The sequence below is a fragment of the Actinoallomurus sp. CA-142502 genome (genome assembly GCF_050936355.1).
In the GTDB taxonomy this organism is placed as follows: domain Bacteria; phylum Actinomycetota; class Actinomycetes; order Streptosporangiales; family Streptosporangiaceae; genus Actinoallomurus; species Actinoallomurus iriomotensis.
Genome location: NZ_JBNJMY010000001.1, coordinates 1,644,482 through 1,666,253, shown reverse-complemented (window position 1 = coordinate 1,666,253; position 21,772 = coordinate 1,644,482). Strand labels below are relative to the sequence as shown.

Annotated in this window: 25 protein-coding genes; 15 read left to right on the top strand and 10 right to left on the bottom strand. The window is 72.0% G+C overall.

What is annotated here, in order from left to right; translation table 11 throughout:
- Positions 1-7: 7 nt before the first annotated feature.
- Positions 8-1,234, top strand: a complete 1,227-nt coding sequence (locus ACQEV1_RS08165) for an MFS transporter (protein ID WP_433392725.1) — start codon at positions 8-10, stop codon at positions 1,232-1,234.
- Here the strand turns inward: ACQEV1_RS08165 and ACQEV1_RS08160 are convergent.
- The 6 genes from ACQEV1_RS08160 to ACQEV1_RS08135 all read right to left on the bottom strand — a co-directional run bounded on the left by ACQEV1_RS08160 (position 1,202) and on the right by ACQEV1_RS08135 (position 9,444).
- Positions 1,202-2,455, bottom strand: coding sequence for an NRAMP family divalent metal transporter (locus ACQEV1_RS08160; protein WP_285567522.1), 1,254 nt, complete (start codon positions 2,453-2,455; stop codon positions 1,202-1,204). The genes ACQEV1_RS08165 and ACQEV1_RS08160 overlap by 33 nt on opposite strands.
- Positions 2,456-2,759: 304 nt before the next feature.
- A complete protein-coding gene (gene nrfD / locus ACQEV1_RS08155) occupies positions 2,760-3,764 on the bottom strand; it encodes an NrfD/PsrC family molybdoenzyme membrane anchor subunit (protein WP_433392723.1) in 1,005 nt (334 codons plus the stop codon).
- Entirely contained in the window at positions 3,761-4,642 is an 882-nt protein-coding gene (locus tag ACQEV1_RS08150; RefSeq protein ID WP_433392721.1) for a 4Fe-4S dicluster domain-containing protein, read from the bottom strand. The genes nrfD and ACQEV1_RS08150 overlap by 4 nt, the downstream gene beginning before the upstream one ends.
- Before the next feature lie 2 nt (positions 4,643-4,644).
- On the bottom strand, positions 4,645-7,878 hold the full coding sequence (fdh, locus tag ACQEV1_RS08145) for a formate dehydrogenase (protein WP_433405857.1): 3,234 nt from the start codon (positions 7,876-7,878) through the stop codon (positions 4,645-4,647).
- Between the two features lie 86 nt (positions 7,879-7,964).
- Positions 7,965-8,825: a DMT family transporter gene (locus tag ACQEV1_RS08140; protein ID WP_433392719.1), complete on the bottom strand. Its 861-nt coding sequence runs from the start codon at positions 8,823-8,825 to the stop codon at positions 7,965-7,967.
- 73 nt (positions 8,826-8,898) lie between these two features.
- Entirely contained in the window at positions 8,899-9,444 is a 546-nt protein-coding gene (locus tag ACQEV1_RS08135) for a DUF421 domain-containing protein (RefSeq protein ID WP_285621553.1), read from the bottom strand.
- A 148-nt stretch (positions 9,445-9,592) separates the two neighbouring features.
- Between ACQEV1_RS08135 and ACQEV1_RS08130 the strand changes: the two genes are divergently transcribed.
- Positions 9,593-10,342 carry a (R)-mandelonitrile lyase gene (locus ACQEV1_RS08130; protein WP_285621555.1) on the top strand — a complete coding sequence of 250 codons (750 nt, stop codon included), beginning with the start codon at positions 9,593-9,595 and terminating at the stop codon, positions 10,340-10,342.
- A gap of 1 nt (position 10,343) precedes the next feature.
- Here the strand turns inward: ACQEV1_RS08130 and ACQEV1_RS08125 are convergent, their stop codons facing one another.
- A complete protein-coding gene (locus tag ACQEV1_RS08125; protein ID WP_433392716.1) occupies positions 10,344-10,571 on the bottom strand; it encodes a hypothetical protein in 228 nt (75 codons plus the stop codon).
- A gap of 122 nt (positions 10,572-10,693) precedes the next feature.
- Entirely contained in the window at positions 10,694-12,172 is a 1,479-nt protein-coding gene (locus tag ACQEV1_RS08120) for an aminotransferase class I/II-fold pyridoxal phosphate-dependent enzyme (protein WP_433392714.1), read from the bottom strand.
- Between the two features lie 132 nt (positions 12,173-12,304).
- On the opposite strand from ACQEV1_RS08120, the gene ACQEV1_RS08115 reads away from it, so the two are divergent.
- The 10 genes from ACQEV1_RS08115 to ACQEV1_RS08070 all read left to right on the top strand — a co-directional run bounded on the left by ACQEV1_RS08115 (position 12,305) and on the right by ACQEV1_RS08070 (position 18,320).
- Positions 12,305-12,793 carry an Asp23/Gls24 family envelope stress response protein gene (locus ACQEV1_RS08115; protein ID WP_285621561.1) on the top strand — a complete coding sequence of 163 codons (489 nt, stop codon included), beginning with the start codon at positions 12,305-12,307 and terminating at the stop codon, positions 12,791-12,793.
- The gene (locus ACQEV1_RS08110; RefSeq protein WP_285621563.1) at positions 12,790-13,077 is read left to right on the top strand and encodes a hypothetical protein; all 288 of its coding nucleotides are present in this window, start codon (positions 12,790-12,792) and stop codon (positions 13,075-13,077) included. Before ACQEV1_RS08115 ends, ACQEV1_RS08110 begins: the two co-directional genes overlap by 4 nt.
- Positions 13,074-13,289: a hypothetical protein gene (locus ACQEV1_RS08105; RefSeq protein ID WP_433392711.1), complete on the top strand. Its 216-nt coding sequence runs from the start codon at positions 13,074-13,076 to the stop codon at positions 13,287-13,289. Before ACQEV1_RS08110 ends, ACQEV1_RS08105 begins: the two co-directional genes overlap by 4 nt.
- Before the next feature lie 15 nt (positions 13,290-13,304).
- A complete protein-coding gene (locus tag ACQEV1_RS08100) occupies positions 13,305-13,496 on the top strand; it encodes a hypothetical protein (RefSeq protein ID WP_285567494.1) in 192 nt (63 codons plus the stop codon).
- Entirely contained in the window at positions 13,493-13,885 is a 393-nt protein-coding gene (locus ACQEV1_RS08095) for an Asp23/Gls24 family envelope stress response protein (protein WP_433392709.1), read from the top strand. Before ACQEV1_RS08100 ends, ACQEV1_RS08095 begins: the two co-directional genes overlap by 4 nt.
- Positions 13,886-13,890: 5 nt before the next feature.
- Positions 13,891-14,493, top strand: a complete 603-nt coding sequence (locus tag ACQEV1_RS08090; protein ID WP_285622029.1) for a DUF6286 domain-containing protein — start codon at positions 13,891-13,893, stop codon at positions 14,491-14,493.
- Between the two features lie 4 nt (positions 14,494-14,497).
- Complete coding sequence (locus ACQEV1_RS08085) at positions 14,498-15,049, top strand: alkaline shock response membrane anchor protein AmaP (protein WP_433392707.1); 552 nt, start codon at positions 14,498-14,500, stop codon at positions 15,047-15,049.
- A gap of 29 nt (positions 15,050-15,078) precedes the next feature.
- Positions 15,079-16,599 (top strand): FAD-dependent oxidoreductase, encoded by a 1,521-nt coding sequence (locus ACQEV1_RS08080; protein ID WP_433392705.1) that lies wholly within the window; start codon positions 15,079-15,081, stop codon positions 16,597-16,599.
- A 168-nt stretch (positions 16,600-16,767) separates the two neighbouring features.
- Positions 16,768-17,091: a YciI family protein gene (locus ACQEV1_RS08075; protein WP_433392703.1), complete on the top strand. Its 324-nt coding sequence runs from the start codon at positions 16,768-16,770 to the stop codon at positions 17,089-17,091.
- On the top strand, positions 17,088-18,320 hold the full coding sequence (locus tag ACQEV1_RS08070) for an RNA polymerase sigma factor (RefSeq protein WP_433392701.1): 1,233 nt from the start codon (positions 17,088-17,090) through the stop codon (positions 18,318-18,320). Before ACQEV1_RS08075 ends, ACQEV1_RS08070 begins: the two co-directional genes overlap by 4 nt.
- 37 nt (positions 18,321-18,357) lie before the next feature.
- On the opposite strand, the gene ACQEV1_RS08065 is transcribed toward ACQEV1_RS08070, so the two are convergent.
- Together ACQEV1_RS08065 and ACQEV1_RS08060 are read right to left on the bottom strand one after the other, a co-directional pair.
- Positions 18,358-18,765, bottom strand: coding sequence for a helix-turn-helix transcriptional regulator (locus tag ACQEV1_RS08065; protein ID WP_433392699.1), 408 nt, complete (start codon positions 18,763-18,765; stop codon positions 18,358-18,360).
- Positions 18,762-19,214 carry a hypothetical protein gene (locus ACQEV1_RS08060; protein WP_285621581.1) on the bottom strand — a complete coding sequence of 151 codons (453 nt, stop codon included), beginning with the start codon at positions 19,212-19,214 and terminating at the stop codon, positions 18,762-18,764. The genes ACQEV1_RS08065 and ACQEV1_RS08060 overlap by 4 nt, the downstream gene beginning before the upstream one ends.
- 195 nt (positions 19,215-19,409) lie before the next feature.
- Here ACQEV1_RS08060 and ACQEV1_RS08055 point away from each other — a divergent pair, with 195 nt between their 5' ends.
- The 3 genes from ACQEV1_RS08055 to ACQEV1_RS08045 are packed head-to-tail and all read left to right on the top strand — an operon-like array spanning position 19,410 to position 21,759.
- Positions 19,410-20,495, top strand: a complete 1,086-nt coding sequence (locus ACQEV1_RS08055; protein ID WP_433392697.1) for a hypothetical protein — start codon at positions 19,410-19,412, stop codon at positions 20,493-20,495.
- Complete coding sequence (locus tag ACQEV1_RS08050; RefSeq protein ID WP_433392695.1) at positions 20,495-20,674, top strand: hypothetical protein; 180 nt, start codon at positions 20,495-20,497, stop codon at positions 20,672-20,674. Before ACQEV1_RS08055 ends, ACQEV1_RS08050 begins: the two co-directional genes overlap by 1 nt.
- Positions 20,671-21,759, top strand: coding sequence for a hydrogenase expression protein HypE (locus ACQEV1_RS08045; RefSeq protein WP_285621589.1), 1,089 nt, complete (start codon positions 20,671-20,673; stop codon positions 21,757-21,759). Before ACQEV1_RS08050 ends, ACQEV1_RS08045 begins: the two co-directional genes overlap by 4 nt.
- The last annotated feature ends 13 nt before the right edge of the window (positions 21,760-21,772 follow it).

The window sequence follows — 21,772 nt, the reverse complement described above, 5'->3', positions numbered from 1 at the left end:
GCGTGCCGTGCTCAGACTTCCGGCGTTCCGCCTGCTCTTCGCCGGTCTGGTCGCGAGCATGGCCGGCGACGCGCTGTTGATGCTGGTGTTCGGCATCTGGGTCAAGAGCCTCACCGGCTCGAACGGCGCGGCCGGCCTGGTCACCCTCTTCATGGCGATGCCGTACGTCGTGGCGCCGCTCGGCGGCCGGCTGGTCGACCGGTTCCGGCACCGTCCCTTCCTCGTGGTCGTCAACATCGCCTCGGCGGTGATGCTGCTCCCGCTGTCAGCCGTACGTGACGCCGCCGACGTGTGGATCATCTACTCGGTCGCCGCGCTCTACGGCGCCTCGTCGGTGACGATCGCCGCCGCGCTCGGCGGCCTGTTGAAGGAACTGCTCACCGAGGATCTGCTGGCCGGCGCCAACGGCGTCCTGCAGACGGTCAAGGAAGGGCTTCGGCTGGGCGGCCCGCTCGCGGGCGCGGCGCTCTTCGCGGTGTCGGGCGGCACGGCCGTCGCCACGATCGACGCGGTCACGTTCCTGGTCGCGGCGGTCGCCATCGCCCGCGTCCGCCTGCACGAGGACCCGCCGGCGCGTTCGGGCCGGCACTGGCTGAGCGAGATGACGGCGGGTCTGACCCACATCAGGGCGGACGCGGCGCTGCGTCGCATGACGGTCGCGACGGCCATCGGCTTCCTCGTCATCGGCATCGACGAGCCGGTGCTGTTCGCCGTCGTCGGCGAGGGACTGCACCGGCCGCCCGGGTTCGTCGGCGTGCTCGCGTCCGCGCAGGGCGTCGGCGCCATCGGCGGAGGGCTGCTCGCCGCCCGGCTCATCGGGAGCGTCGGCGAACTGGCCGCGATCATGATCGGCATGGCGACCGTCGGGCTCGGCAACGGCCTGTGCGCCCTGCCGTGGCCGGCCGCCATCCTCACGGGCACGGTCGTCGGCGGCCTCGGGCTGGCCACGCTGGTCGTCGGATCCGCCACCGTGGTGCAGCGACGTACGCCCGGTCCGCTGATCGGGCGGGTCTCCACCGCGGCCGAAACCCTGGCCGGCGGCCCACAGGCGATCTCCATCGCGGCCGGCGCCGCCCTGGTGTCCATCGTGGACTACCGCCTGCTGCTGACGGTCGTCACCGTGGGCATGCTCACCGCCGCCGCCTCCCTGTGGACCGTACGCCGATCGACCGAGCCCCCGGCGCCCCATCGGTGGGAGTCATCAGTGGAAGATGTCGCCGAGGGACGACAGTGAGTTCACGCCCGCGTACACGGTGAAGATCCAGGCGGCCGCGCCCAGCGCGATCAGGGCGACCGGGTAGCGGTACGCGCCGCCGGCGATCAGGTCGCGGCGCCGGATGGCGACCCACAGCAGGATGGCCAGGCCGATCGGCAGGATCAGGCCGTTCACCGCGCCCGCGAAGACCAGGAGCTTGGCCGGGGCCTGGCCGAGGACCAGGAACAGCACCGTGGTGATCGCCATGAATCCCATGACGCCCTGGTGGAAACGGCGTTTCAGCGGCTTCGCGAGCGACTGCAGGAACGAGATCGAGGTGTAGGAGCAGCCGAGCATGCTCGTCATCGACGCACACCAGAAGACCAGGCCGAACAGCCGCTCGCCGGCCGAGCCGAACGCGTGGCCGAACGCCGATCCGGCCGGGTCCGCCTTGCTGAGCTTCACGCCGCCGTACACCACGCCCAGGAAGCCGAGGAACAGCACGATGCGCAGCACCGAGGCGACCAGGACCCCGGTGAGCGAGCCGCGGTTGATCCGCTTCAGGTTGCCGACGCCGGTGATGCCGTCGTCGATGAGGCGGTGCGCGCCGGAGTAGGTGATGAAGCCGCCGACGGTGCCGCCGATGAGGGTGAGGATCGGCAGGAACGGCAGCGAGTGCGGGGCGACGGTACGCACCGCGGCCTCGCCGACGGGCGGTGCGGTGACCAGGACCAGCGCGATGATCAGCGCGATCTTGATGCCTCCGAGCACGACCACCACGCGGTCCACGGCGGCGTTCATGGCCTTCGCGGTGAAGACGGCGATCGCCAGGCAGCCGCTGATCGCCACGCCGATCCGCACGTTCAGCCCGAAGAGTTCGTGCAGTCCGAGGCCGGCGCCGGAGATGTTGCCGAGGTTGAGGATCAGCCCGCCGAACACGATCAGGACGGTGAGCACGTGGCCGGAGCCCGGCAGCGCCTTGTTGGCGAGGTCCTGGGCGCGCATACCGGACAGGCCGACCACACGCCAGATGTTGGTCTGGATGGCGAGGTCGATGATCAGCGAGATCACGACCGCACAGGCGAATGAGGCGCCGTAGGCCGACGTGAAGGTCGCCGTCTGCGTGATGAACCCCGGTCCCGCCGCGGTGATCGCCATCAGCAGGGCCGCGCCGAGCAGCGGCGGCACCCGCCACCGGCGCGTTCCACCGTCCTCGACGGCCGGGCCGCGCGCCGGTGAGCCGCTCGCCGTCTTCGCCATTCGAACCTCCGGGGGGTGGGGCAGCCACAGGGGGAAAGCCCACTATTTGAGTCGAGTAGCAATAGTAAGACGTCTGACGTCTACTTTGTCGAGTGGCCTCGCCGGTTGACGACCCGCTTAGCGGGACGACGCCGCGCCTGGGATCAGGCGGCGTACGTCCTGGTGAACCGTTCGACGGAGTCCGCAGCTCGCGTTCGCGCCGCGGCCGGGTCGCGAACGGGGTGAGGGCCCATCACCGGCAGCATCCGGCGCATCGCGAACCGGGCTTCAGCGCTGCTGCCGCCGCCATGGGTCCAGCCCGCCGTCAGCCCGCATCGGCCTCCAGACGCCGGCGCTGGGGCACGACGGTGTACTTCGGGTCCTCGGCCGACCGCATCCCGGCGGCGAAGACGCCGAACCTCGTGCAGGCGGACGCGGTCAGCAGCGCCGCGCCGCCGAGGACCGCCGCCGTACGGCTGCGCCCGCCGAGCAGCGCGGCCCCGGCGGCGCCGGCGGCCGAGAGCGCCGTCGCCGCGCGCATCAGCCGCCCGGCCCGGCCCGGGCGGTACGTCTCGCCGATCATGCCGAGGCGGTGCTCCATCAGCTTGGCGGCGGCGACCTCGAGCGCCGCGCCGAAGACCGCCGTGCTGCGGGCCGGAGCGTTCTCCTCCGCCGGAGCGGCGATCAGGGCCATGCCCGAGGCCGCGGCCGCCGCCGAGCCGACGAACACGAAGGGCAGCTCCCGGTACCCCTCGTGCCACGCGGGCACGGCGGTGTCGGCGGCCAGGACCGCCGTGTACGCCGCGACCGCCGGGCCCAGCGTCGCGGCCCCCGCGGTCGCGACGCGCCCGAGACGCGGGAAGAGCCCGGTGACGTCCAGCACCGCGGCGGCGCCCGCCGCCGGACCATAGGCCGTCAGCAGCCAGGTACCGAGGCTCATCGGCGAGGTCGGTTTGATCACCCGGAGCATGTTGGCGAACCGGGCGGGACGGCCCAGATCGTGGACCAGCGCCACGAGAGAACCCGAGATGGCCACCAGCGAGGAGATCTTCAGGGCCCGCGCGGTGCGCGGGCGGCCGGTGAGCTGCGCGCCGGCGGCGAACACCGAACCCGCGCCGGCCAGACCGCCGAGGAAGAAGTAGCCGGCGATGTCCAGCGGCTCCCACACCGGCGCGTTGATGATCGGCTTGCCGTAGTAGGAGGTGAATGTCGCGTCCGGCACCATGGCCCGCTCGCCGCGGCCCCCTCGGCGGCCCTTACGGCGCCCCGGGCCCTTGCCGACGAGCGCCTCACGCGCCGGGAGTTCCCCGCCCGCGTCCGAACCGTTCATCGTCTCCCTCCCGTACGGCCGTGGGCGGCGAACACGGCGGCCAGGCCGCCCAGCAGGGTCAGCGCGGCGGCTCCGGCGTGACGCCACATGGAGGGCAGGTCGCGGGTCGTGACCACCGGGTCCGGGGGCAGCCCGTACACCTCGGGTTCGTCGAGCAGCAGGAAGAACGCGCCGTCGCCCCCGACGCCGTCGTCCGGGTCGTGGCCGTAGAGCCGCGCGTCCGTGACGCCGACGTCGTGCAGCCGCGTGATGCGTTCGGCGGCCCGCGCCCGCAGCTCGTCCAGCGGGCCGTACTGGATCGACTCCGTGGGGCAGGCCTTGGCGCAGGCGGGTGTCAGCCCCTCGCCGATGCGGTCGTAGCAGAGCGTGCACTTCCAGGCGCGGCCGTCGTCCTTGCGCTGGTCGATGACGCCGTACGGGCAGGCGGGGATGCAGTAGCCGCAGCCGTTGCAGACGTCCTCCTGGACGACGACGGTGCCGTACTCGGTGCGGAAGAGGGCGCCGGTCGGGCAGACGTCGAGGCAGCCGGCGTGCGTGCAGTGCTTGCACACGTCGCTGGCCATGAGCCAGCGCAGCTCGCCGCCCGGACCCGGAGTGGTGGGCGTCATGGGCGCCTCGGCGGGCGGCGTCCCGGAGTCCGGTACGGGCCCGGCGTGGTCGACGCCCGGTTCGGCCAATCCGACGGGTTTGCGCTGTTCGATGAAGGCGACGTGGCGCCAGGTGTCGGCGCTGAGACCCTCGGTGTTGTCGTAGGACATCCCGGTGAGCTTGAGACCATCCTCGGGGATGGCGTTCCACTCCTTGCACGCCACCTCGCACGCCTTGCACCCGATGCACACCGAGGTGTCGGTGAAGAAGCCCATTCGCGCAGGAGACATCGTCACATCTCCATTCCGGTCTCGTCGGTGATCCCGGCGCGCCGCCGGTACTCGCGGACGAACTCCAGGAGTGCGGGGCCGCGTGGCCTGCGGCCCGGCCGGATGTCGCAGGCCATCGCCTTGACCTCCTGAATGTGGGTGTTCGGGTCGAGGACGACGGGCGCCAGCTCGTTCGCCGCGTCGCCGGTGGACAGGCCGTTCGGGCCCCAGTGGTAAGGCAGGCCGACCTGGTGCAGCGTGCGGCCGCCCACTCGTAGCGGGGTCAGACGCTCGGTGACCAGGACCCGCGCCTCGATGGCGGTCCGCGCGGTCACGATGGTCGCCCAGCCCAGGTGTTCCAGCCCACGCTCGGCCGCCAGTTCCGGCGAGATCTCGCAGAAGAACTCCGGTTGCAGCTCCGCCAGGTACGGCAGCCACCGCGACATTCCGCCCGCCGTGTGGTGCTCGGTGAGCCGGTACGTCGTCGTCACGTACGGGAACACCTCCGACCCCGGCGGCTGGTAGCGGTTCTCCGGATGCCGGATGACCTGGCGCACCGGATTGCTCTGCTGGGAGTAGAGCGGGTTGGTGAACGGCGACTCGTGCGGCTCGTAGTGCGCCGGCAGTGGCCCGTCGACGAGCCCCGCCGGGGCGTACAGCCACGCCTTGCCGTCCGCCTGCATGATGAACGCGTCGGTGCCGCTCAGCGCGTCCGGGCCCTTCGCGCCTTCTTCCGGCCGGTAGTCCGGTGCCTTGCCCGGCTCGAAGTCCGGGACGTCGTGGCCGGTCCACTTCTGCCCGTCCCACCACACGTAGGCCTTGCGTTCGCTCCACGGGCGGCCGTCAGGGTCGGCGGAGGCACGGTTGTACAGGATGCGGCGGTTGGCCGGCCACGCCCAGGCCCATTCCTTGGCCACCCAGTCCTGCTCGGTACGCGGTTTGCGCCGGTCGGCCTGGTTCACGCCGTCGGCGTAGACCCCGCAGTAGATCCAGCACCCGCAGCTCGTCGAGCCGTCGTCCGTCAGCTCGGTGTAGGCGCTCAACGGCCGGCCGTCGGGCCCGGAGCCGTTGATCTCGGCCAGCACCGCCTCCGCGTCCGGCTCGGCGATCGCGCCATGGACGGGATAGTCCCAGGTGAGGTCGAGGAGGGGACGGTTCATCTCGTCGGCGGAACCGGCCAGTTTCGCGCGGATCCGGCGCCCGAGGTGATAGGTGAACCACAGGTCGCTGCGGGCGTCGCCCTGGGGCTCGACCGCCTGCCGGTGCCACTGGAGCAGCCGCTGGGTGTTGGTGAAGCTGCCCGACTTCTCGGTGTGCGCGGCGGCGGGCAGGAAGAACACCTCGGTGCCGATGTCCTCGGTCCGCAGCTCCCCGGTCTCGATCTCCGGGCCGTCCTTCCACCAGGTCGCGCTCTCGATCAGGGAGAAGTCGCGCACCACCAGCCAGTCCAGCGCCGCCATGCCCAGCCGCTGCATCTTCGCGTTCGCCGAGCCCACCGCCGGGTTCTCCCCCATCAGGAAGTAGCCGTGGCACGTGCCCTCCAGCTGCGCCATGACGGTCTCGTACGTGCTGTGGCTGCCGGTCAGGCGGGGCAGATAGCCGAACGCGTAGTCGTTGTCCTCGGTCGCCGCCGGTCCCCACCAGGCCTTCATCAGGCTGACGAGGTAGGACCGCAGGTTCCCCCAGTAGCCTTTCTCCGCGCCCTCGGCCTGCACGAATTCGTCCAGCGTCTCGTTCTGGTGCGCGTGCGGCATCGGGATGTAGCCGGGCAGCAGGTTGAACAGCGTCGGGATGTCGGTGGAGCCCTGGATCGACGCGTGCCCGCGCAGTGCGAGGATGCCGCCGCCCGGCCGGCCGATGTTGCCGAGCAGCGACTGCAGGATCGAGGCGGTCCGGATGTACTGCGCCCCGACCGTGTGCTGGGTCCAGCCGACCGCGTACGCGAACGCCGTCGTGCGCTCCCGCCCCGAGTTCTCGGTGGCCAGCTCGCACACCCGCCGGAACGTCTCCTGCGGCACGCCGCACACCTGCTCGACCATCTCCGGCGTGTAGCGGGCGTAGTGCCGCTTGAGGATCTGGAAGACACACCGCGGATGGGTCAGCGTCTCGTCGGTGTGGATCTCCCCGGACACCCCGGCCCCACCGGCCCCGTGCGCCTCGCCCCGGGCGGCCTCACGGATCGTGGACTCCGCCTCGGTGCGCTCCTCGTACTCCTGGTCCCGTTCCCCGGAGGCGGCCTGCACCACGGCTCCCTCGTACTGCCAGGTCATCGGGTCGTAGCTGCGGTTCTCCTGGTCCAGGCCGGAGAAGACGCCGTCGAGGTCCTCGGTGTCGCGGAACTCCTCACCGACGATGGTCGCGGCGTTGGTGTAGGCCAGCACGTACTCCCGGAAGTCCTTCTCGTGCGTCAGCACGTAGTTGACCAGCCCGCCGAGAAACGCGATGTCCGATCCCGCCCGCAGCGGAACGTGCAGGTCCGCCAGCGCGCTCGTCCGGGTGAACCGCGGATCGACGTGGACCACCGTCGCACCGCGCGCCTTGGCCTCCATCACCCACTGGAACCCCACCGGGTGGCACTCGGCCATGTTCGAGCCCTGGATGACGATGCAGTCGGCGTTCGCCAGGTCCTGCTGGAACGTCGTGGCGCCGCCGCGTCCGAAACTGGCCCCCAGACCGGGGACGGTGGAGGAGTGTCAAATACGGGCCTGGTTCTCGATCTGGATCGCGCCCAGGGCGGTGAACAGCTTCTTGATGAGGTAGTTCTCCTCATTGTCCAGCGTCGCCCCGCCCAGGCTCGCGAACCCCATGGTCCGCCGGACCCGGGCCCCGTCCTCCTCCCACTGCCAGCCCCGCTCACGCGCCTCGATCACCCGGTCGGCGATCATGTCCATCGCCTCGTCGAGGCTCAGGCGTTCCCACTCCGTGCCGTACGGCCTGCGGTACAGCACGTCGTACCGGCGCGCCGACCCGGTCGTCAGCTGAAGACTCGCCGACCCCTTCGGGCACAGGCGGCCACGGGAGACCGGCGAGTCGGGATCCCCTTCGATCTGGACGACCTTCTCGTCCTTGACGAAGACGTCCTGCCCGCAGCCGACGGCGCAGTACGGGCAGACCGACTTGACCACCCGATCGGCGGTGCCGACCCGCGGCCTGAGCTCGGCCGTACGACGGCTCATGGCGGACTCACCCCGGCCGGACCGATCCTCACCACGGAACTGGCGGTACACCGGCCAGGACTCCAGCCATCCGCGCACCAGGGGTCCCCCTTTCCTCTAGACCGCCCTCCCCTGGAACAACCTGGTCAAACACGGAGGCTCAACAGCCTGGCGGCGGACCGGCGCGGTCAGGCGTTCTCGTTCTCGCCCTGCGCGCGGATGGGAGCGGAGCGGCTGAGGCGGATGCTCCCGTAGAAGATCAGCATGAAGCCCGCCACCTCGGCGATCATCCACGGCCCCGTCCGGACGCCCTCGCCGAACATCGTGGTGCCGTACACGACGGCCGATACCGGGTCGGAGATCGTCAGCGCCGGCTGTGCGGCGACCAGGGTGCCGCTCTGCAGGGCGTTCTGCAGCAGGTAGACGCTCCCGAGGCCGGCGGCCGCCATCGCGTACGGCTGCCACGACGTCACCACGGTGATCATGCCCTGATCGACCAGGTTCGTCGTCGCCTTCATGAACGTGGCGGTGAACGCGAATCCGACGCCGGCGGCGACTCCGAGCACGGCCGCACGCGGCGCTCCGTTCAGCCACCGCGCCACCAAGACCAGCCCGACGATCACCGCGAGAGTGATCACCGTGGCGATCACCCAGTCCGCCGTGTCCGGCGTGTGGCGGCCCTTCGTGGGCGACGCCGCGCCCAGGAACCCGGCCAGGCCGGCCGTCATCGCGGCGACCGCCACCCAGGTGCGCCGGTCGAGGCGGAGCCGGGACATCCGGGCGAGAAGGATCATGGTGAAGGGCAGCTCCGCGACCAGGAGCGGCTGGACCAGGGCCAGTCCGCCCCTGGACAGGGCCAGCGCCTGGAGCAGGAAACCGGCGATGAGCGCCCCGATCCCGCCGAGCCACACCGGGCGGCGGAACAGGCTCCACAGCAGCGCCGGGCGGAAGGCGAACTCCTTCGGGGCCGAACGCGCGGCGCGACGCTGCAGCACCGACGCCAGAGCGTTGCTCGCCGCGGCGAGCAACGCGAACAGGACCGCGATCACTCTCAGTCACTACCCGCACCATGGAGAACGGGCCGCTCGCCGACAGCGCCGACCGGCTTGCCGACGACGGCCCTCAGGCCTCGCCGGCCGGCACGTCCACCGCCTCCCGCAGTCCCGCCCGGACCAGTTCGGGCACGCCTGCGACCGGGTCGGTGCCGGTGACCACCGTCAGGCCTCCCTTGGCCTCGTAGAGAACGAAGCGCACGCCGGACAGCTCGCACACGCCCCGCTGCCGGAGCTGGGCCAGCAGGTCGCTCTCGGTCAGCCCGCAGATCATCAGCTGGTGGCGGCGCACCTTCCCGTCCGCGACGAGGACGCGGATCCGGTGATCGGTGAGGCGGCGGAACAGCGGCTGCGCCCGCAGAGCGCTGACGACGCGGTGCATCGCTATGAGGGTGACCAGCGCCACGGCCCCGGTGACGAACGACTGGTTCGACGCGATCGCCGTGCGGCCCACGATCGCCCCGACCGCCACCGCGGCCACGGTGTCGATGATCGTCCACTGGGCCAGCGTGCGTCTCTCTCCAAGACGCAACGCCGCCAGCGCCGTCACGTAGATCAGCGCGGCCTTACCCGCGACCGCACCCAAATGCGTCCAGTCCCCCGCCAGCCAGGACATGCTCGCTCCCTCCGCGCGCCGCCGTCCTCTCGGGGCATACGTTCCCCGCCGCCCACCTCCCCGACACGCCTTCTGTACCTACTAGTATGTACACTCGCGGCACGAGGGAACGCCTCATTGGAAGCACTCGCGAAGGAAGCCCGAAAGCATGCGAATATCCCGCGCCTCACGCACCGCTGTGTCCGCCTCGTCCGAATGGGTCACCGGCGACGCCCGGGTCGAAGAACTCGCCGCCCCCGAAGGCCCGTCCCGTACGCAGGTCGACGGCGTCCGCTTCGCGCCCGGCGCCCGCACGCACTGGCACCGCCACCCGGTGGGGCAGGTGCTCGTGGTCACGGAGGGCACGGGGCTCGTGCAACGTCGCGGTGGAAAGGTCGAGACCATCCGCGCGGGCGACACCGTACGGATCGAGGCCGGCGAGTGGCATTGGCACGGCGCGACGCCCAACGCCGCGATGACTCATCTGGCCGTTGAGGAGCTGCCGGAGGACGGGAGGGCGACGGAGGTCGCGGAGGCCGTGACGAACGCCGAATACGGCGGCGACACCGTACGGACCGATCCGGCGCCGCCGCTCAGTCGCGAGATCGTGATGGACCAGAAGCTGCCGGAGCCGCTGGCCGTCCAGCGCGTCGAGATCCGGCGGATCACCATCGCGCCCGGGTACGCCGCGGGGCTGCACGTCCACAACGGGCCGGTCTTCGGCAGTATCGAGACGGGCTCGGCGGTCTACCAGATCGAGGGCGAGGCCGAGACCGTGCTGCGGCCCGGCGACGTGTTCTACGAGCCCGAGGGCGTGCGCGTCGCGCGCTTCGACGCGCGAGAGGACGGCGTGACCTTCCTCGGGTACTTCCTGCTCGCCGACGGCGTGAACGCCGAACTGGTTATCCCGACGACCTGACTCAGCAGCGGTGAGCGGCCCACAGGTCCGGCCACATGCCGCCCCGGTCGGTGCCGGTGGGGTCGGCCGGGGTGCGCGGCCGCTTCGGGGTGGCCGTACGCCGTTCGGGCGGAGCGGCGGCGGTCTGGGCGTCGTCGGGACTCGGAGCGGGAGCGGCGGAGTCGGCCTCCGCCCGGGCCTGGCGGCCATGGACCCGGCGAGCCGGCGCGAAGGGGTTCCTGGTGTGCATGCGCGCGCCCTTCCCATCGGTGCGAGGGGCCGCGCTGTTGGACCCGGCATGCGCCGGACCTCGGCGAATGCTGCTCATTCACCTTCGGCTACCCCGCACCATCGCTTCCACACATTCGGTGTTCACGGCTCTCGGTAGACCCGTACGCTCTCCAGCTTCGAGTCGGCGGCGTCGGGGATCACCATGCCCGCCTTCACCCCGGTCCGCAGGTAGTCGAGGACGGCGGTGTTGAGGCGCTCGCCGGGCAGCGCGGCCGGGATCCCCGGCGGGTACGGCGTGAGCATCTCGGCCACCACCCGGCCGGCCACCTGTTCGACCGGCACCTGCTCGGTACGGCCGAAGAAGGCGTCGCGCGGCAGGTGGACGAGCTCCAGCCGCAGGTCGTCCGGAGTGGGCACCTGCACCTCACCGGCGGGGTCCAGCGCCTCGTTCCCCCGCTCGGCCTCCCGGCTCAGGTGCCGGAACGCCTCCAGGAGCGACCGGGTGGACTCCTCGTCGTCGGCGTAGCTGAGCTGTGCGCTGATCCGCCGTTGGTCGGAGACGTGCAGGTTGATCCGGTGATGCTCGCGGAGCCAGTCGGCCGCGCTGTAACCGGTCACGCCCAGCGCCTCGATGTCGACGATGATCTGCAGTGGGTCCATCTCGGCGGCACGGTCCGGGCCGATGAAGTCGGCCTCCCCGTGCACACGCATGCCCTCAATGCCGTCGATCTCCGCGCGCACGGACCGGGCCAGGTCGAGTGCGGCCTGCAGCAGGTCGCGGCCCTGTTCGACCATCTGGCGCCGCCAGCCGTCCAGCGCCGCGTACACGAGCACGGACGGGCTGGTCGTGCCCAGCAGGTCCTCCCGCGCGCTCAGCACGTCCGGGTCGACCCGGTCGCCCTGAAGGTGGAACACCGAACTCTGCTCCAGCCCACTGCCCATCTTGTGCACGCTCGTCACGCACACGTCGGCCCCGGCGTCCATCGCCCAGACCGGCAGTTCCGGGTGGAACGGCAGGTGCGCGCCCCACGCCTCGTCCACGATCAACGGCACGTCGCGGTCATGGCAGACGCGGGTGATCGCGGCGAGGTCGCCGCTGGTTCCGTACGGGGTCGGGCTGGTCACCAGCGCGCCCCGGGCGTCGGGGTGCTCGGCGAGACGCCGCTCGAACGCCTCCGCGTTCGGCGGATGCGCCAGCCGCAGCTCCGGATCCCACTGCGGCTCCACCCAGATCGGGCGGATGCCGGCCAAAATCAGCCCGGCCACCACCGCCTTGTGCGCGTCCCGGCCCACCAGCAGCTTCTCGTGCGGGCCGGCGACCGACAGCATCGCGCTCTTGACCGACAGCGAACTACCGCACGTCGAGAAGAACGCGTGGTCCGCCCCGACGGCGTCCGCCATCAGCTCCTGGGCCCGCTCCAGCACCCCGCCCGAGGACATCCGGTCGTCCAGGCCGGCGGTCGCCAGGACGTCGGACCGGAAGACGTCGTCCCCGACCACCGCGCGCACCCGCGGATCGGTGCCGCGCCCCTGCTTGTGGCCGGGTGGGGTGAACGGCAGATATCCCCGCCGGTGGTAGGCCGCCAGCGCGTCGAGTACGGGTGCCTGCGAGTGGTCCATAGCCCAGCCGCTTCCCGCCTTCGAAGCGGGAAAACCTGCTCTGGCCTGCCGAATCACCGCACGACCCCGAGCCGACCCCGGTCACGAGACGTCGGCTAGCCTCGATAACAGACGGTATTCGGGGGTGATCCTATGAGCGCTCCGACGAGTGAGCGAACGGATCAGAAGACCAGTCAGCAGACGACCGGCGCGGTGAGCGCCCGCAAGGGCGGTGAACTGGTCGGCGAGCACGGCCGGACCGCCATCGCGGACACGGTCGTCGCCAAGATCGCCGGCATGGCGGCCTCGGAGGTGCAGGGCGTTTACGCCATGGGCGCCGGCATGGCCCGCGCGTTCGGCGCGGTCCGCGAGCGCATTCCCGGCGTCGGCCGCCCGAACGTCGCCCAGGGGGTGGCGGTCGAGGTCGGCGAGCGGCAGGCGGCCATCGACGTGGACGTCATCGTCGAGTACGGCGTGTCCATTCCCGACCTGGGGGACGGCATCCGCCGCAACGTCATCGAGGCCGTGGAGAAGATGTGCGGCCTGGACGTCACCGAGGTCAACGTCAACGTCGGCGACATCCACCTGCCCGGTGAGGAGAGCAGGGAGAGCGGCGAACCCGCCGCGCCGCGGGTGCGATGAACCTCTCCCAGGCGGGACGCCTGGCCGAGCGGATCGCCACCGCGGTGGCGGACTGCCCTTCGGTGGCCCGTCTCTCCGCAGGTCCGGCCGCGACCTATCTGCCCGGCCGGACCGTGCCGGGAGTGGCCGTGCGCGAGGACCGGGTGCGGATCGCGGTGGTGGCCGCCTACGGGCCGCCGATCGCCGAGGTCGCGGAGCAGGTACGGGCCGCGGCCCGGGAGGTCGTGCCGGACCTGCCGGTCGACGTGGCGGTCGAGGACATCGAGGTGCTGGAGGCTTCGTGAGCGGGGACCGCGCGGCGTTCGCGGCGTGGGTGCGCACCCACCATCCCGACGTGGGCGGTGACCCGGCGGAGTTCGCCGCTGGGCTGGTGCGCCGGCACGCGGGCGGTACCGCCGAGGTGATGCTCGCGGTGTGCGTGTTCCGCTCTCGGCACGGGCTGTGGCACGTCGCGCGCTGGCTGCGCCGGCGGCGTCGAGGCCCGCGCGTGGTGTGAGAAGAGGTGACTGAGATGAGTGAGATGCGATGGTGGCCGGCCGTGGGCCTGGGCTTCGGGACCGCACTCGGGTTCGCCGGCGCCTTCGGCGGCTTCGCCGCGTTCGTGATCGTGCTGGTGCTCGGGATCGTGGGATTCCTGGTCGGCCGGGTGCTGATCGGCGAACTCGACCTGACCGAGATCCTGGGCGGCCGGAGGCGGTCGTGAGCGCCGAGGTCGAACCCCGGGGGACGATCGCGCTGGAGCACCGGGGCCGTACGGAGATCGCCGACCGGGTTCTGGCGAAGATCGCCGGTCGTGCGCTGGCCGAGGACGAGGACGCGGGCGGCGCGGCCCGGCGCGTGCTGGGCGTGCCGCTGGGCCGCGACTCCCTGGAGAGCACGCCCTGGGTGACGGCGAAGGTCGACGGTGACCTGGCCATGCTCCGGATGCGGATCTCGGTCGCCTACCCGGCGCCCGTACGGGAGGTGACGCGGCGCCTGCGGGAGCTGGTGCGGACACGCGTCGGCGAACTGACCGGGCTGGACGTACGCGAGGTCGACATCGACGTGGCCCGGCTCCTGCCCGCCGAGCGGTCCGGGAGGCGAGTGCGGTGACCGGGATGGACGCGGCCCGGACCGGCGACCTGCGCCCGCCGTCCCGCCGGGCCGCGCGTCGCGCCGTACGCCGGTCTTTCGGCCCCCGGCGCGTGCTCCCGTCGGTGGTCACCGCCGCCCTGCTGGCCGCCGCCGCGATCATCCTCGCGGCCGAGGTGATCGGCACTCTCGTCGGCCGCTCGCCGGGCGTGCTGTTGCCCGTCGTGGACCTGGCCCGGCTCGGCCGGAGCCTGCGCTGGGACGACGTGCTGGTCCTCGCCGTGGCGAGCCTCCTCGCGGCGCTCGGCCTGCTGCTGCTCCTGCTGGCGCTGCGACCCGGACGCCTGCGGGCGATCCCGTTGCGTTCGGAGGACCCGAACGTGGTGCTCGGCATCGCACGGGCGGACCTGCGAAGGTACGTCGCGCGGGCCGCCCAGAGCGTGGACGGCGTCGACCGCGCACGGGTCAGAGTACGGCGGCACAGCGTCCGCGTCCGCGCCGTGAGCCCGCTCCACGACGTCGCCGGGCTCACCGAGCAGGTGCACGGCGCCGTCGGCGAGCGCCTCAGCGCGCTGGCGCCGCTGCACCGGCCGCACGTGCGCGTGACCGTACGGCATCGGGAGGACTGACCCCATGGGAAGCACTCGCGCGAACCGCTTCGGCCTGGCGGTCATCGGACTGATCCTGCTCCTCGGCGGCCTCACGGCGGCCGTCCGCGGCGCCGCCTTCGTACCGCGTCATCTGGGAGCGGCCCACGTGCCGGTCACCGGCCGCTTCGTGCGCGCCTTTGCCGACGCTCACCTGTGGTTCTGGATCGCGCTGGCGGCCTTCTCCGTCGCCATCGCGCTCCTGGCGCTGCGCTGGCTGGGCGCGCAGGCCCGCAGGCCGGCCCCGCGGACGATCCGGCTGGAGCCCGACACCCGGCACGGCGCCACCACGCTGTCCACCCGCGCGGTCACCGACGCGATCGAGGACGACCTGAACGCCGGCCCGTACGTGCGGCGGGCCACCGCCGGCGTGACCGGCAGCCGTGCCCGTCCGCACCTGCTCCTCAACGTGACCGTCGATCCGGACACCGACCCGGCCGACGCCCGGTCGAGCATCTACGAGGCGATCGCGCGGGCCCGGCGCACGCTGGAGAACGACGACCAGCCGGCCACCGTCCGCCTCCGCGTCAGAGAATAGGACGTGTTTTTCCGGGCACACAGCCGTGCATGACGCTCCCGGGAACAGCCACCTCGTACTGGATCGAATCGAGTGCCGGCACCTCCTACCCGACGCTGACCGAGGACGTCGACGTCGATGTCGCGGTGGTCGGGGGCGGCATCGCCGGAATCTGCACCGCCTTCGAGCTGACACGCGCGGGCCGTTCGGTGCGGGTGTTCGAGGCCGGCCGCGTCGCCGCGGCGGTCACCGGCCACACGACCGGGCGGTTGTCGGCCGCCCATCCGTGGATCTACCGGCCGCTCCGGGAGCGCCTCGGCGCCGAGGCCGCGCGGCTGTACGCGCGGTCGCAGCAGGAGGCGGTCGACCACGTCGAGGCGACCGCGTCCGCGCTCGGCATCGACTGCGAGATCGAACGCCGCCCCTCTCACATCTTCACCGAGGACGAGGACGAGGCCGACGGGCTCCGAGCCGAGGCGGACGCCGTGAAGGACGCCGGGCTGGAGGCCGCGTTCGTCACCGAGACGGATCTGCCGTTCCCGGTGGCCGGGGCGCTGCGGGTGGAGGACCAGATCCAGTTCCATCCCCGGCGGTACCTCGTCGGCCTCGCCGAGGCGATCGTCGCGAACGGCGGGCGGGTGCACGAGAACACCCGCGTCACCGACCTGAAGGAGGGCGAGCCGTGCCTCCTGCGCACCGAGCACGGCGCCGTCGTACGGGCCCGTGAGGTGGTGGTGGCCACGCTGGCGCCGGTGTTCGAACAGCTCCGGCTGTCGACCCGGCTCAGCGCCATCCGCGAGCTGGTGGTGGCCGGACCGATCCCCGCCGACCGGGACCCGGGCGGGATGTACATCACGCGTGAGCTCAGCACCCGCTCCGTCCGCACCGCCCCGCTGCCGGACGGACGGCGGCTGCTGCTCATCACCGGCGAGGGTTTCGCGCCCGGCGCCGGCCACGTCGCCGAACGCTACGAGCGGCTCATCGACTGGGCACGGAAGCACTTCGGCGCCACCGACATCACCCACCGCTGGTCCGCCCAGGACACCCAGACCACCGACACGCTCCCCTGGATCGGCCGCGCCCCCGGCACGGAGCACGTCTTCGTCGCGACCGGCTACGCACGCTCGGGCATGAGCCACGGCGTGATGACCGGACGGCTCATCGCCGACCTGCTGACCGACCGCACCCCGCCCTGGGCCGACCTGTACGACCCGAGCCGCGTCCACCCGGCACACGAGGCGACCGCGACCGTCGAGAACGTCGCCGCCATCGCCGGGCACTACGTCGGCGACCGGATCTCCGCCTGGACCGGCTCGGTGGAGGACGTGCCCAAGGGCTCGGGCCGGGTCGTGACCGTCGACGGCCGCCCCTGCGCGGTCCACCGCGACGAGCACGGGAACCTGACCGCCGTGTCGGCCACCTGCCCGCACCGCGGCTGCGTCGTGGCGTTCAACGACACGGAGAGCACGTGGGAGTGCCCCTGCCACGGCTCCCGGTTCGCCGCGGACGGCACCCTGCTGAACGGCCCGGCCAACCGGCCCCTGGAGCCCATCACCGATCTTCCCGGCTGATCGGCTTCAGGCGGCGGGAGCGCGGTCCCCGCGGAACGATCGCCGACGACCGGCGTCCCGGAAAGTTCTGCGAAGAAATCCGGGAGGCGGTGTCGGGTCCGGGCGGTGGTGTTCGTAGCAGGGGTGAGGCCGCCCACGAGGGGCGGCGCCGCAGGAGATGATGTTCAGATGCAGTATCTGGTTTCCGTGATCGATGACAAGAGCAATCCCGGCAGCACGGACAGGCAGCCTGCCATCAGCGCGTTCAACGAACGACTGATCGCCGAGGGCTACTGGGTCTTCGCGGGCGGACTCGCGGACACCGACGCGGCCACGGTCATCGACAACCGGGGCAAGCAGGCGGTGTTCAGCGACGGGCCTTTCGTGGAGTCGAAGGAGTACCTCGCCGGCGTCTGGGTGTGGGAGGCCCCTGATCTGGACGTGGCGCTCACGCTGGCCGCCGAGGCGTCCAAGGTCTGCGATCGGAAGATCGAGGTGCGGCCGTTCCTGTGAACGACGTCGACGTCCGCGAGGCGATCACCCGGGTCCACCACGAGGAGTGGGCGAGGGTGGTCGCCGCCCTGACCAGGCGTTTCGGTGACCTCGGCATCGCCGAGGAGGCGGCGGCCGAGGCGTTCGCGACCGCCGTCGAGCGGTGGCCGGTCGACGGCGTGCCGCCCAACCCCGGCGGCTGGCTGACCACCACCGCGAGCCGCAAGGCCATCGACCGGATCCGCCGCGAGAACAAACGCGATGACAAGCACAAGGAGGCTCAGATGGTGTACGACGACGCCCCACCCGAGCCCGTCGGCGCGATCGACGACGACCGGCTCCGGCTGATCTTCATCTGCTGTCATCCGGCGCTGGCGATGCAGACCCGCGTGGCGCTGACGCTGCGCATGGTCGGCGGCCTGACCGTGCCCGAGATCGCCCGCGCCTACCTGGTGGCCGAGACCGCCATGGAACGGCGGATCACCCGCGCGAAAGCCAAGATCAAAGCGGCCCGTATCCCGTACCGGATGCCGTCCGCCGAGGATCTGCCGGCACGCGTGTCCGGCGTGCTCGCCGTCCTGTTCCTGGTGTTCAACGAGGGCTACCTGGCCACCGGCCCCGGCACCGATCCCCTCCGGCACGACCTGACCACCGAGGCGATCCGGCTCACCCGCCTGATCCGTACCCTGATGCCGGGCGACGGCGAGGTGGCCGGGCTGCTGGCGCTGATGCTCCTCATCGAGGCCCGCCGCCCCGCCCGCGTCTCGGCCGGCGGCGAACTGGTCCCCCTGACCGAGCAGGACCGTGGAGCCTGGGACGCGACGCTGATCGCCGAGGGGCATCGGCTGGTGCGCGAGCGCCTCGCCGCCGGCGTGGCTCCGGGCCGCTACCAGATCCTCGCCGCGATCAACGCCGTGCACACCTCCGCGCGCGACATCCGCGACACCGACTGGTCACAGGTCCTCGCCCTCTACGACCAGCTCGTCCGCCTCGACCCCTCGCCGATCATCGCCCTCAACCGGGCCATCGCGGTCGCCGAGATCGACGGCCCGGACGTGGCACTGGCCACCGTCGACCGCCTCGCCGAGGCGCTGACCGGCTATCACGCCTACCACGCCACCCGCGCCGAACTACTACGCCGACTACACCGCGGGCCCGAAGCACGCACGGCCTACGACAAGGCCATCGAACTCGCCGGCAACACCGCCGAGACCGCCTACCTCACCCGCCGCCGCGACCAACTGCGGTAGCGCCCACAGATGCTCGCGCGCGCCCATGTGCCGGTGGTCAGGTTCTCGGCCCGGACGCGGCCGCCGCGCGTGCCGGGGAGTCCGCGATCAGCGCATGGCGGCCCAGGTAGTAGTCCAGCAGGCGGCGGGTCTCGGCGAGGGAGTCGGCCCAGCTGCGGAGCCGGGCGTCTCCCGACGCGGTGAGGTGGTACATGCGCCGCCTCGGTCCCGCCTCCGAGGTCTCCCACTCCGAGCGGACCATGCCCTGTTCTTCGAGGGCACGGAGCCGGCGGTAGAGGTTGCCCGAGTCGCCGTCCGCGAGGCCGAACGCCTTCAGCCGTTCGAGCAGCTCGTAGCCGTGCGCGGGCCGCTCCCGCAGGAGCAGCAGCACGCAGCCCTGCAGGTAGTTGCGCGGCTCGGCGCCCGCCCGCGTGGCGAAGGCGTCGGCGGGCTCGCCGACGCTCACGGCCGCACCTCCGGTGCCGGCGCGAGCCGCCCGGCGACCACGGTGCCGTACATCATGTGGTCGACGGCCAGCATGGCGCGGTGGACCAGGCGCCTCTGCTCCCGGTACTGCACGCCCAGGAGCGGGCCGATCCCGAGTTCGAAGGCCAGCCAGACGACCAGGCCGTACAGGGGGCCGATGCGCGGATCGGCCCGCCACCGGCGCGGGAGCAGGCCGAACGCCGCCCCACCGGCCGCGCCGTAGCCCCAGTGCGCCAGCTCGATGATGGCCGAGCGGTGCTCGGCGGCGAGCCGTTTGACCTTCCTCGGGGCGTGCCGCTCGACGATGACCTCGGGCGGGCTCTTCTCCAGCAGGCCGATGTTGGCGGTGAAGTCCCGCATGCCGGACATGGCCATGGCGGCGATCAACCCGCGCACGCCGGCACGGACGGTCGATGCTGCGTCTGGCACGGTCCACCTCCGGCCTCGGGACGTCACTCGGGGAGCGACACAGTTCCTGACTCATACCCCGTCACACCCGCGGTCACCTGCGAAGACTCTCCGCTAAGTGCGTCCGTCACCTAGACGTCCGTCACTTACGGCGCGCCGCCGCGGCTTGCTAGACCGGAGTAGCCAGGCGGGACGGTCGTGGGGAGGACGAGGACGATGGAGGCGAGCCCGGTTGACGCCGCGGTCTTCGACCGCGCGCTCGCGGTGGCCGACGCCATCCTGTACGAGGGCTACCTGCTGTACCCGTACCGGCGTTCGTCGGTCAAGAACCGGTTTCGCTGGCAGTTCGGCGTGCTCACCCCACGGGCGTGGGCGGAGGCGCGGGACACGGCCGACGCCGGTGTCGCCGGCTCGGCCGAAGGCTGGTGGCAGCGCACCGAGTGCCTGCTGGCGGCCCCCGAGCCGGGCGAGGCCGTCGTGCGATGTCGGCTGCGCTTTCTCCAGCTGGTCGTCCGGTCGGTCGAGGAGCGCCTGCCCGACGGCGGCCACCGCCCCGCCGACGACCTGGACGTCGGCTCACGGCTCGCGGTGGGCTTCGACGAGGCTCTGCCGCGGGACTTCGGCCTGCGCGTCCGTCTCGCCGACGTCCTGGACCGCGAGCAGCGGATCGACCTGTGCGCCCCCGGAGGCGAGGACGTCGAGACCCTCGGCGACGACGACGGCCGCCCGGTGGGCCGCGCGCGGTCGCGCCGGTGGCCCGTACGGGTCTCGGTGGTCGTCTCGGCGACCCGGTGCGAGACGCCGGCTCCGCTGTTCCGGCTGCGAGTACGCGTCGAGAACGCCGATGCCACGACGCCTCCGGACGCGCCACGGCAGGAGGCCCTGCGCCGCTCGCTGATCGCGACGCACTCGCTGCTCGCGGCCGAGGAGTCGTCATTCGTCTCGCTGCTCGAACCGCCCGCCTGGGCGGAGGCCGAGGCACGCGCCTGCGCGAACGTCCACACGTTCCCCGTGCTGGCGGGCGAGCCCGGCACGCGCGACCTCGTGCTGTCCTCGCCGATCCTGCTGTACGACCACCCGCGGATCGCGCCGGAGAGCGCCGGTGACCTGTACGACGCCACGGAGATCGACGAGATCCTGTCGCTGCGCACGCTGACGCTGACCGACGAGGAGAAGCGGGAGGCGCGCGCCACCGACCCGCGAGGCGCGGCGATCGTCGACCGGGTCGACACGATGCCGCCGGAGATCCTCTCCCGCCTGCACGGGGCCATCCGTTCACTCGGCCCGTACGGGGAGTCCTGATGGACGCGATCGAACTGCTCGACGAGCTCGGCCGGCGGCTGCGGCAGGCCGAGTCCACGGCGCCCACCCGTCCACGTCCCGGCGCCCCCGACCGCCCGCGGGCGCTCGCCCTGGCGGCACCGTTCGCCGCGTTCTACGACCGCATCCGTGACCGGCTACGAGGGAGGCCCCGCACATGAGCATCGACGCCGGAACCGAAGACGTCGCCCGCGAGCCGACGAGCACGCGGGAGCGCGAGGGCTTCGACCACATCACCATCCTGTGGATCTCGGAGGGGATGAGCTGCGACGGCGACAGCGTCGCGATGACCGCCGCCCGGCAGCCGCCCATCGAGGACGTCGTCCTCGGTCTCATCCCCGGACTGCCCCAGGTCAGCCTGCACAACAAGGTGCTGTCCCCGACGCAGGGCGGCGAGTCGTTCCTCGCGCCCTTCCGCGCCGCGGCCGCGGGCGAGCTCGAGCCCTTCATCCTCGTCATCGAAGGGTCGGTCCCCAACCAGAACATCATCACCGGGGGCGGCTACTGGACCTCCTTCGGCAACGACCCGGAGACCGGCGAACCGCTGACCCTCAACTGGTGGATCGACCACCTGGCGCCCAAGGCCTGGGCGGTCGTCGCCGCGGGCACCTGCGCGACGTACGGCGGCATCCACGCGATGGCCGGCAACCCGACCGGGTGCATGGGACTCGCCGACTACCTCGGCTGGGACTTCAAGTCCACCGGCGGACTCCCGATCGTCAACGTCCCGGGCTGCCCGATCCAGCCCGACAACTTCATGGAGACCCTCACCTGGGTGCTGCAGCACGCCGCCGGTGACGCGCCGCCGCCTCCGCTGGACCACATGCTGCGCCCGCAGTGGCTGTTCGGCAAGACCGTGCACGAGGGCTGCGACCGGGCCGGCTACTACGAGCAGGCCGACTTCGCGCACGACTACAACTCGCCCAAGTGCCAGGTGAAGATCGGCTGCTGGGGCCCGGTGGTCAACTGCGACGTGCCCAAACGCGGCTGGATGGGCGGGATCGGCGGCTGCCCGAACGTGGGCGGCATCTGCATCGGCTGCACGATGCCCGGTTTCCCGGACAAGTTCATGCCCTTCATGGACGAACCACCGGGCGGCTCGCTCTCCTCCCTGATGGCCAAACCGTACGGCGCGTTCATCCGCAAGTTGCGCGGCTTCACCAACCAGGCCCTGAACACCGAACCGAAGTGGCACCACAACGAACCCGAGCTGACGAGCGGTTATGACCCGCGCTGGCGTCCGTGACGGACCGGCCGGA